This is a genomic window from Janthinobacterium saanense, from assembly GCF_014200675.1.
Lineage (GTDB): Bacteria > Pseudomonadota > Gammaproteobacteria > Burkholderiales > Burkholderiaceae_D > Janthinobacterium.
Map to the genome: position 1 here is coordinate 58,817 of NZ_JACHCI010000004.1, position 17,443 is coordinate 76,259.

At 61.7% G+C, this 17,443-nt stretch carries 16 protein-coding genes; 13 read left to right on the forward strand and 3 right to left on the reverse strand.

The features are described 5' to 3' along the window. Positions 1-25: 25 nt before the first annotated feature. Genes tsaB through HDE72_RS07320 form a run of 4 tightly spaced genes read left to right on the forward strand, consistent with a single transcriptional unit; the run spans position 26 to position 3,054 of the window. Entirely contained in the window at positions 26-748 is a 723-nt protein-coding gene (gene tsaB / locus HDE72_RS07305) for a tRNA (adenosine(37)-N6)-threonylcarbamoyltransferase complex dimerization subunit type 1 TsaB (RefSeq protein WP_183738445.1), read from the forward strand. Beyond that, on the forward strand, positions 745-1,230 hold the full coding sequence (gene rimI, locus HDE72_RS07310) for a ribosomal protein S18-alanine N-acetyltransferase (protein WP_183738447.1): 486 nt from the start codon (positions 745-747) through the stop codon (positions 1,228-1,230). Before tsaB ends, rimI begins: the two co-directional genes overlap by 4 nt. Next, positions 1,227-2,126, forward strand: a complete 900-nt coding sequence (locus HDE72_RS07315; protein WP_183738449.1) for a uracil-DNA glycosylase — start codon at positions 1,227-1,229, stop codon at positions 2,124-2,126. The genes rimI and HDE72_RS07315 overlap by 4 nt, the downstream gene beginning before the upstream one ends. Then, the gene (locus HDE72_RS07320) at positions 2,110-3,054 is read left to right on the forward strand and encodes a DUF1853 family protein (protein ID WP_183738451.1); all 945 of its coding nucleotides are present in this window, start codon (positions 2,110-2,112) and stop codon (positions 3,052-3,054) included. Before HDE72_RS07315 ends, HDE72_RS07320 begins: the two co-directional genes overlap by 17 nt. Here the strand turns inward: HDE72_RS07320 and lplT are convergent. Beyond that, positions 3,051-4,313, reverse strand: coding sequence for a lysophospholipid transporter LplT (gene lplT / locus HDE72_RS07325; RefSeq protein WP_183738453.1), 1,263 nt, complete (start codon positions 4,311-4,313; stop codon positions 3,051-3,053). The genes HDE72_RS07320 and lplT overlap by 4 nt on opposite strands. Positions 4,314-4,539: 226 nt before the next feature. On the opposite strand from lplT, the gene alr reads away from it, so the two are divergent. From alr to fliD, 4 genes are all read left to right on the forward strand, one after another. Continuing rightward, positions 4,540-5,619, forward strand: a complete 1,080-nt coding sequence (gene alr / locus HDE72_RS07330) for an alanine racemase (RefSeq protein ID WP_183738454.1) — start codon at positions 4,540-4,542, stop codon at positions 5,617-5,619. Positions 5,620-5,681: 62 nt separating this feature from the next. Beyond that, a complete protein-coding gene (radA, locus tag HDE72_RS07335) occupies positions 5,682-7,058 on the forward strand; it encodes a DNA repair protein RadA (protein WP_183738456.1) in 1,377 nt (458 codons plus the stop codon). A 121-nt stretch (positions 7,059-7,179) separates the two neighbouring features. Then, on the forward strand, positions 7,180-7,500 hold the full coding sequence (locus tag HDE72_RS07340) for a PilZ domain-containing protein (RefSeq protein WP_183738458.1): 321 nt from the start codon (positions 7,180-7,182) through the stop codon (positions 7,498-7,500). Between the two features lie 189 nt (positions 7,501-7,689). Then, positions 7,690-9,063 carry a flagellar filament capping protein FliD gene (gene fliD / locus HDE72_RS07345; protein WP_183738460.1) on the forward strand — a complete coding sequence of 458 codons (1,374 nt, stop codon included), beginning with the start codon at positions 7,690-7,692 and terminating at the stop codon, positions 9,061-9,063. A 15-nt stretch (positions 9,064-9,078) separates the two neighbouring features. On the opposite strand, the gene HDE72_RS07350 is transcribed toward fliD, so the two are convergent. Then, on the reverse strand, positions 9,079-9,867 hold the full coding sequence (locus HDE72_RS07350) for a helix-turn-helix transcriptional regulator (RefSeq protein WP_183738462.1): 789 nt from the start codon (positions 9,865-9,867) through the stop codon (positions 9,079-9,081). A 100-nt stretch (positions 9,868-9,967) separates the two neighbouring features. Here HDE72_RS07350 and HDE72_RS07355 point away from each other — a divergent pair, with 100 nt between their 5' ends. After that, positions 9,968-11,203 (forward strand): MFS transporter, encoded by a 1,236-nt coding sequence (locus tag HDE72_RS07355; RefSeq protein WP_183738464.1) that lies wholly within the window; start codon positions 9,968-9,970, stop codon positions 11,201-11,203. Between the two features lie 37 nt (positions 11,204-11,240). Next, positions 11,241-11,735: a ribonuclease E activity regulator RraA gene (gene rraA / locus HDE72_RS07360; RefSeq protein WP_183738466.1), complete on the forward strand. Its 495-nt coding sequence runs from the start codon at positions 11,241-11,243 to the stop codon at positions 11,733-11,735. Positions 11,736-11,875: 140 nt separating this feature from the next. Here the strand turns inward: rraA and HDE72_RS07365 are convergent, their stop codons facing one another. Beyond that, complete coding sequence (locus tag HDE72_RS07365) at positions 11,876-12,514, reverse strand: TetR/AcrR family transcriptional regulator (RefSeq protein ID WP_183738468.1); 639 nt, start codon at positions 12,512-12,514, stop codon at positions 11,876-11,878. Between the two features lie 60 nt (positions 12,515-12,574). On the opposite strand from HDE72_RS07365, the gene HDE72_RS07370 reads away from it, so the two are divergent. From HDE72_RS07370 to HDE72_RS07380, 3 genes are all read left to right on the forward strand, one after another. Continuing rightward, positions 12,575-14,125: an FAD-dependent monooxygenase gene (locus tag HDE72_RS07370; RefSeq protein WP_183738470.1), complete on the forward strand. Its 1,551-nt coding sequence runs from the start codon at positions 12,575-12,577 to the stop codon at positions 14,123-14,125. Further along, positions 14,122-15,336, forward strand: a complete 1,215-nt coding sequence (locus tag HDE72_RS07375; protein WP_183738472.1) for a TCR/Tet family MFS transporter — start codon at positions 14,122-14,124, stop codon at positions 15,334-15,336. The genes HDE72_RS07370 and HDE72_RS07375 overlap by 4 nt, the downstream gene beginning before the upstream one ends. Positions 15,337-15,406: 70 nt before the next feature. Further along, a complete protein-coding gene (locus HDE72_RS07380; RefSeq protein WP_183738474.1) occupies positions 15,407-17,230 on the forward strand; it encodes a DUF4153 domain-containing protein in 1,824 nt (607 codons plus the stop codon). The last annotated feature ends 213 nt before the right edge of the window (positions 17,231-17,443 follow it).

The window sequence follows — 17,443 nt, forward strand, 5'->3', positions numbered from 1 at the left end:
CGCAATGCGTACGGTAAAATACGCTATGTCTACCATACTTGCTATTGAAACTTCTTCCGAACTCGCCTCCTGCGCCTTGCTGCGCGGCGATGCCGTCCTTTCCCGTGCCTCTTCGGGCGTGCGCACCCATTCCCAGTCCATCTTGCCGATGGTGCAAGAATTGCTGGCCGAAGCCGGTCTCAGCCTGGCTGACTGCGACGCCATCGCCTATGGCTCCGGCCCCGGCTCGTTTACCGGCGTGCGCACGGCTTGCGGCATCGCCCAGGGCCTGGCCTATGGCGCGGGCTTGCCGGTGGTGCCTGTCGTGACCCTGGACGCCATGGCCCTGGCCTGTCATCAGCAGCATGAGGCCATCCGCGTGCTGGCGGTACTCGACGCGCGCATGGGCGAGGTTTACTGGGCACAATACGATTTCCGCGATGGCCAGCAAATCATTTCGCCGCCTGCCTTGAGTGCGCCGGCTGGCGTGGCGCCGCAAGGCTGGGTGATGGCTTGCGGCAATGGTTTTACCGCCTATGCAGCCGAACTCGCCGAACTGCCCAGCGCTGCGCAAGCGGACGAGGCCATCATGCCGCATGCGGTGCAGATAGCACAGCTGGCGCGTACCGCGTTTGCCGCCGGTCATTTTGTCAAGGCGGCCGATGCGCAACCGCTGTATCTGCGTAACAAGATCGCCTACACCAGCGCCGAGCGCCTGGACATGGCGGCCGCCAAGGCCAAGGCCGCCGCTGCCGAGGCAGGGCAATGACGCCAGCGGCTGACAGCGCAGGCTGGGACTTGCTGCGCCTCGATTACCAGCCCATGCTGGAAGCGGACCTGCTTGAAGTGCTGGCGCTGGAACAGCGCGTCTATCCGCATCCCTGGACGCAGGGCAACTTCGTCGACTCGCTCAAGGACGGTTATCCGGCCTGGGTCTTGCGCGATACGGACGGCACCTTGCTCGGCTACTTTTTGCTGATGCTGGCGGTCGATGAAGCGCATTTGCTGAACGTGGCTGTCGACGCCGCCATCCAGGGCCAGGGTCTGGGCCGTTTTCTGCTGCAGCAGGCGTGCGCCTGTGCGCGCCAGTTGGGCATGGAATCGATGCTGCTGGAAGTGCGCCCGTCGAATCTGCGCGCGCTCGATATTTACCAGCGCTATGGATTTGAACAGATAGGCCGGCGCAAGGGATATTACCCTGCCGCCAATTCGCAACGTGAGGACGCCATCGTGATGCGTTATACCTTATGAGCCGCAGCGCCGTCTTTCTCGATGAAATGGGCGTCGGCCCCCTGTGGCGCTTGCGCCGCAGCGAGGCCGTGGCTGTCGTAGCAGCGGTGGCCGAAGAAGCCGTTGCCGCAGTTGCTACGCCGGTAGCGGAAGTGATTGCCGAGATAGTCGTGGCCCCCGTTGCTGCACCGATTATTGTGCCGCCTGCGCCAGCCCCGGTCCCAGTATCAGTCCCGGTCCCGGTCCCGGTCCCGGTTTCAACTGCCGTCGCCGAATCCGACGACACCGCCTGGTTCGACGATGCGCCGCCACCGCCGCCCGCCAGACAGGTCACCGATGCCGAAATCGCCGTGATGGACTGGGACGCGCTGGCTGCCGCCACCGCCAAATGCACGCGTTGCGAGCTGTGCAAGAACCGCAAGGGCGTGGTGGTGGGCCGTGGCGACCGCCAGGGAGCTTGGCTGATGCTGGCCAGCAGCCCGTCGCGCGGCGAAGAGCGGGAAGGGCGCGCCTTGCCGGGCGAGCAGGGCAAGCTGCTGGACAATATGCTCAAAGCCATCGATATCGCGCCGGAATCCGATGTGTATATCTCGCATTTGCTGAAATGCCGTCCGCTGGACGAAGCCGGTCAGGAACGTTTGCCGACCGAGCTTGAAACTGCTGCCTGCCGTCCCTTCTTTGAGCGCGAACTGGCCTTGCTGCAACCACGCACCATCGTCACCCTGGGTCAGATGGCTGCCGCCGGTATCTTGCCTGGCGAAAAGCCCGTACGTGGCAAGGTGCGCCAACTGGGCGCCGCCGCCGTGGTGGCCACTTACCATCCGGAAAACCTGTTGCAGGATGAAACTGGTAAAGCCAAGGCACGCGCCTGGGGCGATCTGTGCCTGGCGAAAAGTACGCATGCCGGGCGCGGCTGACCGGTTCCAGCAGGGCTTCGAGTCCCGCTGGGGGCATTTGACGCACCCTCACGTGCGTGCGCTGGCCTGGCTGCTGGACTCGCCCGATTTGCTCGATCCGGCCAGTCCCGATTGGGGTGGCCAGATCGCCAGTCTGGGGCCGGTGACGCCTGCCATCACGGCCTGGCTGGGAGCCTTGCAAGACGACCCCTCGCCTTTGCTAACTGCGCTCGGTCCCAAATTTTATTCCCGCCTGGGCCTGTATGCTGAAAAGCTGCTGGCCTTTTATTTTGAACAGCAGGGCTTGCTGCAGGCCCATGGCTTGCAAGTGCAGCTCAACCGCAACGACACGGTGGGCGAATTCGATTTCCTGCTGCACAATTCAGCTGGGGACGCTCTGCTGCACTGGGAATTTGCCACCAAGTTTTATCTGCTGGAAGGGGCGCCCGATCCCGGCGTCTTCAATCACTTGATCGGCCCCAACCTGGCCGATACTTTGGGCTTGAAGATGCGCAAGATTCTCGACAAGCAACTGGCCTTGTCGCGTCACCCGGCCGCGCTCAGCCTGCTGACCCAGCCTGTTGCCTCGGCGCAGGCGCTGGTAAAAGGCTGGCTGTTCTATGAGCACGGCAAGCTGGCGCCCATGGACGGTATTTCCAGCGGGCACGGTCACGGTTTCTGGTGCGCTGCAGCACAACTACCGCAGGATCAGCGTTATGTGATTTTGCCCAAGTTGCAGTGGCTGGCGCCGTACAAGGGCACGGGTGTCGATGTGCTGTATGGCGATGTCTTGCGCAAGCAACTCGCGGACTTGCCGCAACCGGTGCTGGTGGCGGTCGTCAAGCATGTCGATGGCTGGGAAGTGGAGCAGCGCCGGGGATTTGTCGTCCCCGAAGACTGGAGCGCGCAAGCGGCGGTCCGCAGGATGGCAGGGACTTTGCCCGCTTAGTGCTTCTGTTCGCCGATCAGCGACAAATTGTCGTGTTCGGCCTGGTTCATCTTGTGGCGGCGCATGATCATATACATGGTGCCGGCCACGAACAGGCCGAACAGGATGATGATGATGTTGAGCGGCAAGTGCAAGCGGATCATGATGGAATACATGGCCAGCATGGTCAGGATGGACAGGTTTTCATTGAAGTTCTGTACTGCAATCGAGTGGCCTGCGCTCATCAGCACGTGGCCACGATGTTGCAGCAGGGCATTCATCGGCACCACGAAGAAGCCGGACAAGGCGCCGATCAGCACCAGCATCGGATAAGCCATCCACACGCTGTGCACTTGCGTCATCAGCATGACGATCACGCCCATGGCGATGCCCAGCGGTATCACGGTCAAGGACTTGCGCAGCGGAATGAAGCGGGCCGACAGCACGGCGCCCAGGGCCACGCCGATGGCGACCACGCCGACCAGGCTGGTGGCCTTGTCGAACGGCATGTTCAACGATTGCTTGGCCCATTCCAGCACGATCAGCTGCAAAGTGGCGCCGGCGCCCCAGAACAGGGTGGTCACGGCCAGGGTGATCTGGCCCAGCTTGTCTTTCCATAAGATGGAATAGCAATTGGCGAAATCGGAAATCAGCTTGATCGGATTGCGTTCCTGGTGCGGATACACGCAGTGGGTATCGGGAATCTTCAGGTTGGCCAGGGTCGCCAGTATGTAGGTGATCACGACCACGCACAGGGCTGCCTCGGTCTTGGTGGTCACGCCCGTATCGATCAGCGGGAAGTCGAACGACAGCAGCATGGCCGACACATGGCCGCTGACCAGCGCGCCGCCCATCACGGTGCCGAGGATGATGGAGCTGACCGTCAAGCCTTCGATCCAGCCATTGGCGGCCACCAGTTTTTCCGGCGGCAGCAATTCCGTCAGGATGCCGTACTTGGCTGGCGAATACACGGCCGCGCCAAAGCCGACGATGGCGTAGGCCAGCAGCGGGTGCACATGGAAGAAGACGAGGAGGCAGCCGAAGATCTTGATCATGTTGCCGATGAACATGACCTTGCCTTTTGGCATGGAGTCGGCAAAGGCGCCGACGAAAGCGGCCAGCAAGACGTAGAACAGCACGAACGACAATTTCAACAGCGGCGTGATCCACGCCGGGGAATTCATGGACACCAATAGATCGACGGCGACGAAAAAGAGGGCGGTATCAGCCAGCGAGGAAAAAAACTGCGCTGCCATGATGGTATAAAAACCACGATTCATTCTTGAGTGCCTGAAATCTTATCTGGCTTGCTTTATACCACGAAGAAAGAACAACCTACAAGTTTGCGCCACCCTGCGGGCGGGCCCGCCTCCTAAGCGGGACTTAATTTTTCTGCCGTAGAAAAATAGCTATAGTTATGAATATTTTGCAACTGAGGGAGTCTGTCTGGCGTGCAGCGGTCTGTCCGTTAAAATAGGCCATTATTACTTGCCGTAGAAAACGCTTATGCCCAGGCCCATCGTCGCGACCATCCATCTGGATGCCATGAAACATAACCTGGCCTGCGCCCGTGCCAGCGCCTTGGGGGCCAAAGTGTGGGCGGTGGTCAAAGCCGATGCCTATGGCCATGGCTTGCAGCGCGCCATACAGGGCTTTGCCGAGGCCGATGGCTTGGCGCTGGTGGAATTCGATTACGCGCTGCGCCTGCGCGCCTGGGGCTGGACCAAGCCGATATTGATGCTGGAAGGCTTTTTCGATGCCGAGGACTTGCTGGCCATGGCGACCCACGGCCTCAACGGCACCGTGCATAGCCTGGAACAGATCGCCCTGCTGGAGGCGGCCCGCCTGCCGGCCACCGTGGACATCCATCTGAAAATGAATACCGGCATGAACCGCCTGGGTTTTACGCCGCAAGCGGTGGGCGTAGCGTATGCGCGCCTGCGGGCAATTCCCTGGGTAGGAGAAATCACCCTGATGACGCACTTCGCCAATGCCGATGATGCCGCGCCGGCCCATCTGCCATTGGAAGAGCAGATGGAACGTTTCGAAGCGGGCGCGGCCAGCATTCCGGACCCTTTGCCGCGCAGCCTGTCGAATTCGGCCGGTCTGCTGCTGCACCAGCTTGCCAGTGACTGGGTACGGCCCGGCATCATGTTATATGGCGGCACGCCCGGTACGACCCCCGCGCAGGACTTCGGCTTGCTTCCCACCATGACCTTGCGCAGCCGCATCATCGGCATCCAGGACATCGTGGCCGGCGAGGTGGTCGGTTATGGCAGCCGCTACGAAGCGAGCGGCCCCGTCAGGGTGGGCGTGGTGGCTTGCGGTTATGCCGATGGCTATCCGCGCCACGCGCCTGAAGGCACGCCGGTGCTGGTCGATGGCGTGCGCACTGGCCTGATCGGCCGCGTCTCGATGGACATGCTGATAGTCGACCTGACGCAGGTGCCGGGCGCCCAGGTGGGTAGCACCGTTACCTTGTGGGGCGAGGGGATGCCGATCGATGAGGTAGCGCTTGCTGCCGGCACCATAGGCTATGAACTGATGTGTGCGCTGGCGCCGCGCGTGCCGGTAGTCGAAGCGTGATGTAGTACGCTATACTGTATATAAATACAGTTATCTCTATTCTTACCCGGGCACAGCACACCATGGCAAAAGTCAAAACTATCTACACTTGCAGCGATTGCGGCGCCATCAGTAATAAATGGATGGGGCAGTGCACTTCCTGCAATCAATGGAACACCATGGTGGAAACCGTGCCCGAGACGGGCGGCAACAACCGCTATTCGAATCCCCAGCATATGTCGCTGGCGCAAACGGCGCCCGTGCTGTCGCTGGACGATATCGACGCCATCGACGTACCCCGTTTCGGCACCGGCATCGAAGAGTTCGACCGCGTGCTGGGCGGCGGCATGGTGGCCGGCGGGGTGGTGCTGATCGGCGGCGACCCCGGTATCGGCAAGTCGACCCTGCTGCTGCAGGCGCTGGCGAACATGTCGCACCACAAGCGCGTGCTGTATGTCAGCGGCGAGGAATCGGGCGCGCAGATCGCCCTGCGCGCCAAGCGCCTGGTGATCGACGCCAAGCAATTGAAGCTGCAGGCCGAGATCCAGCTGGAAAAAATCCTCGCCACCCTGGCCGACCTGAAGCCGGAAGTGGTGGTAATCGACTCGATCCAGACCGTGTATTCCGATGCCTTGAGTTCGGCGCCAGGTTCGGTGGCGCAAGTGCGCGAATGCGCGGCGCAATTGACGCGCGCCGCCAAGCAGACGGGCGTGACGATTATTTTGGTGGGCCACGTAACAAAAGAAGGCGCGCTGGCCGGCCCGCGCGTGCTCGAACACATCGTCGACACGGTGCTGTATTTCGAAGGCGACGCCCATTCCAGTTTTCGTCTGGTGCGGGCTATTAAAAACCGTTTTGGCGCCGTTAATGAGTTAGGCGTGTTCGCCATGACGGAAAAAGGCTTGAAGGGCGTGTCGAATCCGTCCGCGCTATTCCTGTCGCAGCATGATAACCAGGTGCCCGGTTCCTGCGTGATGGTGACACAGGAAGGTACGCGACCGCTGCTGGTGGAAATCCAGGCGCTGGTCGACACCAGCCATTTGCCGAACGCGCGGCGCCTGTCGGTGGGCCTGGAGCAAAACCGCCTGGCGATGCTGCTGGCCGTGGCGCACCGTCATGCGGGCATCGCTGCGTTTGACCAGGATGTGTTCATCAATGCGGTCGGCGGCGTGAAGATCACGGAACCGGCGGCCGACCTGGCGGTGTTGTTGGCGATCAATTCATCGATGCGCAACAAGCCCTTGCCGCGCGGGCTGGTGGTGTTTGGCGAAGTGGGCCTGGCCGGTGAAATCCGCCCTGCGCCGCGCGGGCAGGAGCGCTTGCGCGAAGCGGCCAAGCTGGGTTTTACCCTGGCCATGATACCGAAGTCGAACTTGCCCAAGCAGGCGATCGAGGGCATCAAGGTGATTGCCGTCGAGCGTATCGACGAGGCGTTCAACAAGCTGCGTGACCACGAGTAAGCCCGCTTTGGCCGGGCTAAACCGGATTTCATTTTGGAACTATAATATCGCCCGACATTTCGCGTAGCGTGTGGGCGTCGAAATACAGATGAATCGATAGAGATAAGAGAAGCGGAACACAGTGTCAGTAGAGCAAAGGCAGGGCGCACGCAAGATTTTACGTACCAGGGCAATGTTGGTGATGGATGGTGCGGGGCCAGTAGCGGCGCGCACCCTCGATGTCGGGCCGGGTGGCATGTCGGCCGTGGTGACAGAACCGGTACCGGCAGGCAAGGAGGGCAAGGTGCTGTTTGAATTGTTCCTTGAAGGCAAGGCGCAAATCATCGAAGCGCGCACCGCTGTGTCGCATTGCATCTTCAGTAGCGCAGGCTTCAAGGTAGGGTTGACGTTCTTGCATCTGGACATGGCGGTCATGAGCGCCATTTCCAAGTTTATGCGCTAAGATGGATGTCATCAGCGTGTAAAGACAGGTGCAATGGGTTTGCAGGGCGCAAAATACGGCTCTGTTCGCTGTTTTGATCTTTTAGCCATGCTGCATAATTGGCAATCAGAAAAGATGCGGTCATGCAGTGCACCGCGTGCCCCTTTACAGGCTATATCTGGCCATACCAGGAAATACAGGACGCCCACCATGTTTAATTCCACGATCAATAGCAAGGTCTACACCAATAATACGCAGGCATCGCCATCGGCCGATGTCTACGCCAAGGTGGAGCGCCAGATGCAGTCGCAAAATACGGGCGTCGTCAAACTCAATACCACCCTGGCCAAGGATCAGGCCAAGTTTTCCGGCCTGGGCCAGCTGCAATCGGCGCTGGCCAAATTCCAGACCGTGGCCAAGAGCATGGCCGGCAGCGGCCTTGCCACCTCGGCCACGCCGGGCAAGCCGGGCGTGCTCAGCGCCACCACTACTGACAAGGCAGTCAGCGGCACTTACGAAATGAACGTCAAGCAACTGGCGCAGGGGCAAACCCTGCTCAGCGGGGCGCAGAAATCGTCCAGCGCCGCCATCGGCACGGGCGCGCCGACCCAGATCAAGATCGAACTGGGCAGCGAAGACGGCAAGCAGTTCACGGCCGGCGGCGGCAAGCTCATTGCAGTGACCATCGATAGCAGCAACAATAGCCTGGACGGCATCGCCGCCGCCCTGAAGCAGGCTGGCGTGGATGCCAGCGTGGTGAAAAATGCCGATGGTTATGCGCTGGCCATCAATGGCAAGAGCGGCGCCGACAACAGCATGCGCATCAGCGTGACGGGCGACGCCTCCATCAGCAATCTCGTGTCGTACGCGCCGGGCGCCAGCAAGGGCTTGCAGCAAACAGCCGCTGCGCAGGACGCGTTGCTCACCGTCGATGGCAAGGACATCAAGAGCGCCAGCAACACCTTGACGACGGCCGTCGAAGGCACGAGCATCGAACTGAAGTCCACCGGCATTACCGACCTCGTCGTTGCCAAGGACAGTAGCCAGATCGCCAGCAATGTGGCCAGTTTCGTGACAGCCTACAACGAGCTCAACACCAAGCTGCAAAGCTTGCAGCAGGGCGGTCTGAAGTCGGATACTGCCTTGGGCCAGGTCAAGTCGCAAATGGAGCAGGTATTGCGCACGGCCAGCACCGGCGTGCCATCGTCGGTACTGAGCAGCGCCGGCGTTACCCTCGGCAAGAATGGCGAGCTGGTGCTGGACGAAGCCAAGCTCAAGGCGGCCGTCGCTGCCGATCCGGACGCCGTCAGCAAGCTGTTTACCAATGACGGCAAGGGCGTGGCCGACCAGTTCAATAGCAAGATCGGCGAATTGACGGGCGAGACCAGCGTGCTGCGCAAGGAGCAACTGACCGTCGGCAAGGACATCACCACCCTGACCAACAAGAAAGCCGTGCTGGCCAAGGCCCTGACGGCCCAGGCGCAGGCGCTGGTCAAGGCCTACACGGCGCAGGAGCAGATGGGCAGCAATTCGGCCCTGCCAGGTTATACGGGCAAGAACTCTTTATTCGACTTCATGGCCTGACTTCATTACCTAACTTCATGGCTTGAAGAAGGCCGTTGGCGAACTGCCGAAGGTTTTCTTGAACATGGCGGAAAACGCCGACTGGCTGGCATAGCCCAGCTCTTGGGCCACCTGTGACAAAGGCACGCCGCGCGCGATCATCGGGGCGGCGTGGGCCAGGCGCACTTGCTGGCGCCACTGGCCAAAACTCAATCCCAATTCCCGTTCAAACAAGCGCGCCAGGGTACGCTCCGAGGCGCCCACCACTTGCGCCCATTGCTCCAGGGTCAGGGGCGAGCCGGGTTTGTCGATCAGATTGCCGCACAGGGTTTTCAAACGCTTGTCGGTCGGCAAGGGCACGCGGATGGGGCGCGTGCTGGAACGCGACAACTCATCGAGTATCAGCTCGGCCAGCAATGCTACACGCGCCGGTTCCTGGCCAGGGTCCAGCTGTTCCAGCGAGATGATCAGCTGGCGCAGCAGATTCGACACTTCCAGCACCTGGCAATCGCGGCCGGCAAACGGTGCGCGCGCGGCAAAGATGCACAGCGGCCGCAGCCGCGTCTTTTCCAGTATCGTCACTTCATGCTCGATCTGGGGCGGTATCCAGATAGCGCGCATGGGCGGCAGCACCCAGCTGCTGTTCAGGGCCGTGATGCGCAGCACGCCTTCGAGCGCATAGGTGACTTGGCCCCAGGGGTGGGAATGCGGCGAGAGAAATTCGTCAGCTTGCAGATCGCGCGCGATCATCGTCACGGGGATGGCGGCGCTGGGCGCCTCGCGTGGCGGGCACATGCGCGTATGGTGAAGAACAGGTACACCCATCAGTTTGACCTTAATTCGATAAATGATGTCACGCTAGTGAAAAACAGGCGATGACATTTTGCATACACTTGAGCTTTGGAAGTATAAAACAAGGTATGACATGATAACAACAACTAGCAACTCGCCAGACGGCAACTTCGCCAGCGACGCCCGCGTCATCGGCCTGGTAGGCCTGGCGCATGGCGTCTCGCATTTCTACCATTTGATCCTGGCGGCCCTGTTCGTCTGGCTCAAGTCTGCCTTCAACCTGTCGTATGCCGAACTGGGCTTGCTGATGACGGTGTTCTTCATCATCTCGGGCGTGGGTCAGGCGCTGGCCGGTTTCGTGGTCGACCGTTTCGGCGCGCGCGCCGTATTGTGTTCCGGCATCTTTTTGCTCGGTGTATCGGCGCTGGCGCTGGCGCACGCGCAAAGCTACACGGCGCTGATGCTGGGCGCCATGCTGGCCGGCACCGGCAACAGCGTGTTCCACCCGGCCGACTACACGATACTCAACCAGCGCGTCTCGCCGGCCCGCGTGGCCTATGGTTTTTCCATGCACGGCATCAGCGGCAATATAGGCTGGGCCCTGGCGCCGCTGTTCATGACCTATGTTGCCACCCGTTATGACTGGAGAATAGCGCTGCAGTGCGCGGCCGTGCTGCCATTTGTCGTGCTGCTGGTGCTGTTCCTGAACCGCCACGCGATCCGTCCCGAACCCCTGAAAAAAGCAGCGCCTGGCCAGAGCGCCAGCGGCGAGGGCACGCTCGATTTTCTGCGCCTGCCGGCCGTATGGATGTGTTTTGCCTTCTTCTTCATTACCGCGATTGCGCTGGGCGGTATCCAGAGTTTTGCCAGCGTGGCGCTGGTCAGGCTGTACAACATGAGCTTGCCCCTGGCCACCAGCGCCTACACGGCCTATATGCTGGCTTCGGCGGTGGGCATGGCGGCTGGTGGCGTGCTTGGGGCGCGCAGCAAGCAGCCTGACCGCAACGTGGCGATTGCCTTTTCAGTCGCAGCCGTGCTGGCCGTGTTGCTGGCGCTGGCGGTGGTGCCGGCCTGGGCCGCCGTCGTACTGATGGGCGCGATTGGTCTGACTTCCGGCGTGGCGGGGCCATCGCGCGACCTGATGATACGGGCGGCCGCGCCGAAAAACGCCACCGGCCGCGTGTATGGCGTGGTTTACTCCGGTCTCGATAGTGGCCTGGCCGTCGGTCCCTTGCTGTTTGGCGCGCTGATGGATGGCGACCATCCCGCTCTGGTATTCGTGTTGATCGGCCTGTTCCAGGCGCTGGCGATTGCCACCGCGGTGGGTGTCGGCGGCAAGACTCGTGCCGTGGCGCTGCAAAAGGCATAAAATCAGGGGCATCTGAGACCACGCTGACGGAGCTGCCATGACTTTTGCCACCACCGACCTGTGCGACGATTATGCTGCCATGCTGGACGACGGCGCCCTGGCGGTGCTGCCGCCCGTGTACCGCTCGTTCGGGCAAAAGCTGCGTTTTTGCGGCCCGGCCACTACCTTGCAAGTGTTTGAAGACAATGCGCTGGTGCGCAGCACCCTGGAAACGCCAGGCCATGGTCATGTGCTGGTGATCGATGGCGGCGGCAGCTTGCGCCGGGCGCTGGTGGGCGGCCAGCTGGGCGTGCTGGCGCAAAATAACGGCTGGGCTGGCATCGTGGTCGATGGCTGTATCCGCGACTGCGACGAAATCAATGTCTGCGAGATCGGCGTGCGGGCCCTGGCCACCCATCCGCGCAAGAGCGCCAAGACGGGCGCCGGCCAGCGCGACGTGCGCGTGCAGATCAGCGGCGTGGATGTCTCGCCCGGTGACTGGATTTATGCCGACGCTGACGGTATATTAGTGTCGCGCCAGGAACTCGATTAACAACGCCTATCAAAACTTACTGCGCGTCGGTATAGGCGGACTGCGATGCTCACCGTACCTGCGTACGGTTGCGCTTCTCGACCACCTCTCCCTTCCGCTCGCTACAGTTTTGTTAAGCGTTGTAAGACGCTAATTCATCTTCAGGCATAAGGCGTACCGGCCATCGCCGCCTGTACGCCGATGCTGCCCTTGTCTATCATGGACAGGAACACGGCTTGCGCCTGTTTGACCTCGTGACTTTGCCGGAAAGTCTGGTGCGCCTGTAACAGTGCCACTGTCCATGTCGCCACGACCAGACCCGCCGCCAGCTGGGCGTCTTGCTCACCCCCATCCCGTCCTGCCGACAGTGCCAGTTCACTCGCCAGCAATTGCGCGATTTCATCGCGTATGGCCCTGGCCCTGGCTTTCAGGGTTTCGCTGCCCTCTATCGTCGCGATAAAACCCTGGCTTTCACTAGAGAAACGCATGTAAGCACTGTCGTGCGCCACCAGGCTATGCGCCAGCAGGCGCAAGGCTTCGATAGGCGAAATGTCGGGATTGCGCTGGCGCAAGGCTGAGCGCAGCGCTTCACGGCCTTCTTCATCGCGGTCGAAGAACATGTCTTCCTTGCGCGGGAAGTGGTTGAACACCGTCATCCGCCCCACATCGGCCGCCGCCGCAATCTCATCGACCTTGACCTGATCGAAGCCCCGTTCGAGGAACAGCCGCGTGGCGATATTGGAGATGGCCTGGCGCGTGGCGAGGCGCTTGCGGGTGCGCAGATCGGTTGGTATTGACATGCGGCAGATCATAGCATATTCTACATGTACTGAGTACATATTGGGATTGAGTATATTATTATGAATACAAACGAGCAAACAAGTGAGCAAATGCAAGTGATCATCGTCGGTGCAGGGCCAGTCGGCTTACTGGCCGCCATTGAATTGACGCTCGGTGGCGCGCGTGTTCTGGTGCTGGAGCGCCTGGCCGAACCGAGCAAGGTGATGAAGGCGTTGGGAATCGGCCCGCTGGGCAGCGAAGTCTTGCAGCGGCGCGGCATGCGGCCCGCCATTGCCGAAGTGGAGGCGCGCGCTTTTGCGGCAATGCAGTCGTTCGCGCAACAGCCGGGTGCGCAGGTGCGCGGCCGCGAATCAAAGTTCAGCGGGCATTTCGCCGGCTTGCCGCTGATACGCAAGGATGCGCAGAGAGAGCCGCACCGGCGTCCGGGTCCCGTCGACCAGCACAGCATCGAAGCCATGCTGGCCGAGCGGGTCCAGGCGCTGGGCATCGAGGTGCGCCGCGGCTGCGAAGTCACCAGCGTAGTGCAGCAGGACGATAGCGTTGATGTGGGGTGGAGATCGGCCACGGGCGCCGGCCAGCTGCGCTGTCGCTGGCTGATTGCCTGCGATGGCGGGCGCAGCAGCATCCGCAAGATGGCCGGTTTCGATTTTCCCGGCACGCCGCCCAGCTCCACGTTTTACCAGGCCGAGGTGGAGATCGACCATCCGGAGCACCTGTTGCCGCTCGGCTGGAACCGCACTTCGACCGGGGTGTTTTCCTACGGCCCCTCGGCCCATCCCCAGTCACGCCGCCTGTTCATGCTCGATTTTTCCGGCACTCCGGAAAACCGCGAGGCGCCCGTCACACAGGAAGAGATCGAAAGCGTGCTACGCCGTATCAGCGGCATGGACGTGCGCGTCAAAGGGCTGGGCAGCGCCAGCCGCTGGACGGACAACACGCGCCTGGCCGCGACCTATCGCCAGGGCCGGGTGTTGCTCGCTGGCGATGCCGCGCATATCCATACGCCATTCGGCGGCCAGGGCCTGAGCCTGGGGCTGGTCGATGCAGCCAACCTGGGATGGAAGCTGGCGGCGGTGTTGCGCGGCGACATGCCCGACAGCCTGCTCGACACCTACACGGCCGAGCGCCGCCCCGTGGCCCAGGCGGTGCTGGCCAATACCCTGGCCCAGGTCGCCATCATGCGGCCCGATCCGCAAGCAGGCGCCATGCGCGAACTCATCGCCGAGCTGATGCAGTTTGATGATGTCAACCGCCGCATCGGCGAAATGATGAGCGGCCTGTCCACGCGCTACGACCTTGGTTCAACGCACGACGCAGTGGGCCGGCTGATCGGCGACAGGCCGATCGGCCATGTTGAGGCCGGCGTGACGCTGTACGATGTGATGCAGGATGGCAAGGCTGTCTTTCTCGACGCTTCCGTCGGGAGCGCTGCGTCCAGGCTGGTCGCAGCCAGCACGCAGCAAGTGCGCTGCGTGGCCGTCGATAGCGGTCCATCCCTGCTGATCCGTCCAGACGCCTGCATCGCCTGGGCCGCCGAGGGCGACAGTATCGATGGTCTGGAGCAGGCTTTGCGGCACTGGTTTGCTCCGGGAGCCAGGGCCGCGCAATGAACAAGCCCCTGCTGATCATCTTTGCCACCATCGCGCTCGATGCGGCCGGCATCGGCCTGATTTTCCCTATCCTGCCGCGCTTGCTGGCGGAAGTCACGCATGCGGGCAATATCGCGCCCTATATCGGCGTCATGACGGCGCTGTATGCCGCGATGCAATTCATCTGCGCGCCCGTGCTGGGTCTCTTGAGCGACAAGCTGGGCCGGCGTCCCGTGCTCTTGATCTCGCTGGCGGGCGCGGCGATTAACTATGTGCTGATGGCGTTCGCGCCCCAGTTGTGGATGCTGCTGCTGGGCCGGGCGATTGCCGGTGTCACCAGCGCCAATGTGTCCGTTGCCACTGCCTATATCACCGATATCTCGCCGGAAGAGACGCGCGCGCGCCGCTTCGGCTTGCTGAGTGCCGTGTTCGGCATGGGTTTTATCGTCGGCCCCGTGCTGGGCGGCGTGCTCGGTGATTATTGGCTGCGGCTGCCCTTTATCGCTGCTGCCGTACTGAACGCGGGCAACTTTTTGCTGGCTTTGTTTGTGCTGCCGGAATCGCGCACGCCGCAACAGCACAAGATCATCCTGGCCGAACTCAATCCGCTGCGGCCCTTGCGCTGGGCGTTTTCCATGAAAGGATTGCTGCCCATTATCTGCGTGTTCTTTATCCTCAGCGCCACCGGCGAAGTGTATGGCACTTGCTGGGCCTTGTGGGGGCATGACAGTTTCGGCTGGAATGGTTTGTGGATAGGCTTGTCGCTGGGCATGTTCGGCGTCTGCCAGACGGTGGTGCAGGCATTCCTGCCCGGCCCGGCGACGCGGCTATTGGGCGAGCGCGGCGCCGTGCTCGCTGGCGTGGGCTGTGCCAGCATCGCGTTGGTGGTCATGGCTTTTGCCACGCAAGGCTGGATCATCTTTGCCATCATGCCCCTCTTTGCCCTGGGCGGCATCGGCGTGCCGGCGCTGCAAGCGCTGGCTACCCGGCAAGTGGAAGAGGACCGCCAGGGCCAGTTCCAGGGCGTGCTGGCCTCGGTGGTCAGTCTGGCGTCCATCATCGCGCCGCTGGCTTTCTCCAGTTTCTATTTTGTCGTCCAGCAAACGTGGCCGGGCGCCATCTGGCTGTCGGTGGTTCTCATCAATGTGATTGCGCTGCCGCTGATCGTGCTGGGCACCCGCAAGACGCGCCGCGTCAACAATGCCCATGAATCTTTGTTGAGAGGAGGATAACGAAATGCAATAATGGCCGGGCATGCACTATGCGAATATACGCACCATGCACGACTATAAAGGAATGACTATGCAGCAAGCCCCCGCTGGTAAAGATACGCCCTTGCTCGACCCCGTGGTGGCGCCCCGCATTGCCGTCACGCGTTTGCTGACAGGGTTACTGCAGGGCTTGCTGCTGTATTGGCTGTATAGCGCGGTGCAAAACAAGGCATGGATCGCCACGCACGCTTATCTGCTGGCGCCCTTGATCCTGACGGGCGTGCTGCTGCCGGTGCTGCTGGTGTCCAGCCTGGGCCATATGACGGCCAGGCGCATCGTGCTATGGATGCTGGCGGCCGCCGCCGTGCTGACGGTGCTTGCCGTGCACGACGTGTGGCGTGACGTCAGGCAGGCAGCGGCTTACGCGCCGGGTAATCCCCTGTATCTGGTGTCATCGCAACTCTTCGTTTTCTGCGTGCTGGGCTTTTTTATCGCCCATGCCCTGGTGTTGTCGAGCGCACACGACAGGCGGCGGGTAGCGCGCTACCCTACGTATTTTGAAATCGCCTGGAAGCTGGGCATCCAGCTGCTGTTTTCCCTGCTGTTCGTGGCCGTGCTATGGCTGGTGCTGTGGCTGGGCGGGCAATTGTTCTTGCTGATCAAACTCGATTTCCTGCGCAAGCTGCTCAGTAAATCCTGGTTTGTGATTCCCGTGCTGTGCTTTGCGTTTTCCTTCGCCATCCACATTACCGATGTGCGCCCGGCCATCGTGCGCGGCATCCGTACTCTGCTGCTGGTGCTGATGTCCTGGCTGCTGCCGATCGCCGCCGTGCTGGTCGCCGGCTTCCTGCTGACCTTGCCATTCATCGGCTTCGAGCGCCTGTGGGCCACCCGCCATGCAGCTTCCGTGCTGCTGGGCATGGCCGGTCTGCTGGTGGTGCTGATCAATGCCGCGTTTCAAAATGGCGAAGTGGGCCTGGGCGTGGCGCGCGCCATCCGCATCGGTACTCGGCTGTCCTGTCTGCTGCTGCCATGGCTGGTCGGCATCGCCATCTATGCCTTGACCCTGCGCGTGATGTCGCATGGCTGGACGGCCGAGCGCCTGATCGCCGCCGCCTGCATGGTGATCGCCAGCTGCTACGCGCTCGGTTATGCCTGGGCGGCCAGCAAATATGGCGACTGGCTATATCTGATTTCCCATATCAACGTGGCCACCGCCTTTGTCAGCTTGCTGGTGCTGTTCGCGCTGTTCACGCCACTGGCCGATCCGGCCCGCTTGTCGGTCGCCAGCCAGATGGCGCGCCTGGACAGCGGCAAGGTCAGTGCCGACAAGTTTGATGTCGAATATCTGCGCTTCGAGGGCGCCCGCTACGGCCAGGCCGCCTTGCAGCAACTCAAGACCCGCACGACGGGAGCGGACGCCGCCATCGTACAGGCCCGCGCCGAAGCCGTGCTCAAGCGCGAAAGCCGCTACGATGAACGCAACGGGCTAAGCGACGTGGCGGTCAATCTGACCCTGCGCCCCGCCACGGCCAAACTGCCAGACTCTTTCCTGCGCCAGGACTGGAGCCAGGTAGGCCCGGCCTGGCGCCTGCCCTCCTGCTTGAAGCGGGCAGGGCAGCAGTGCGACGCCTACCTGCTCGATTTCGATGGCGATGGCAAGCAGGAGGTGCTCTTGATCAGCAACGACCCACGCGCCAGCTCCGTCTTGCTGGCAGAAAAGGCCGATGGCAGCTGGTACGCACGCGGACAGATACCATCCGAAGCGCTGCGCTGCAAGCCGCTGCGTGAACGGCTGCAAGCGGGCGACTTCCAGCTGCTGCCACCCAAAACGCGCGAACTGGAAGTCGATGGATTGCGTGTGCCGATGAGTTTATATGGCAATGAAGATGAACTGAGCTGCCCGGAAGAATAGTGGCGGGTTCACCGGCAATTCAGCGACAACTCAGCGGGCATGCGCCTCAAGCCGGACGACAAAGCAAGACCTCGGCTGATACACAGGCCGTGTGTCGCCCTCCTGCCTTGGCATGCCCTTATCCCCGGCGCATCGTATGCAGGGGGTATTGAATCTTGCATATTTTACAGATAGATAAAATGCTATCCTGGTGGGAACTGGCCGGGTTTGGCC